The organism is Paraburkholderia sp. BR10872, from assembly GCF_040965835.1.
GTDB lineage: Bacteria > Pseudomonadota > Gammaproteobacteria > Burkholderiales > Burkholderiaceae > Paraburkholderia > Paraburkholderia nodosa_A.
On record NZ_JBFRCN010000188.1, the window covers coordinates 1 to 256 of the forward strand.

Annotated in this window: 1 tRNA gene and 1 rRNA gene; both read right to left on the reverse strand. The window is 55.5% G+C overall.

The window, feature by feature from the left end:
- Positions 1 to 3: 3 nt before the first annotated feature.
- Positions 4 to 80 (reverse strand) — tRNA-Ile (locus tag AB4Y43_RS40620).
- A gap of 67 nt (positions 81 to 147) precedes the next feature.
- A 16S ribosomal RNA gene (locus AB4Y43_RS40625) occupies positions 148 to 256 on the reverse strand; the annotation flags it as partial.

Consider the following 256-nt stretch of genomic DNA (forward strand, 5'->3'; position numbering starts at 1 on the left):
CAGTGGTGGGTCTGGATGGATTCGAACCATCGACCCCCGCCTTATCAAGACGGTGCTCTAACCGACTGAGCTACAGACCCCTGAGTCTGTCTTTCTTACAGCCGACAAGTGTGAGCGCTTAAAACGCGTGTGAGCGATGAGCTCTGGAAAGGAGGTGATCCAGCCGCACCTTCCGATACGGCTACCTTGTTACGACTTCACCCCAGTCATGAATCCTGCCGTGGTGACCGTCCTCCTTGCGGTTAGACTAGCCACT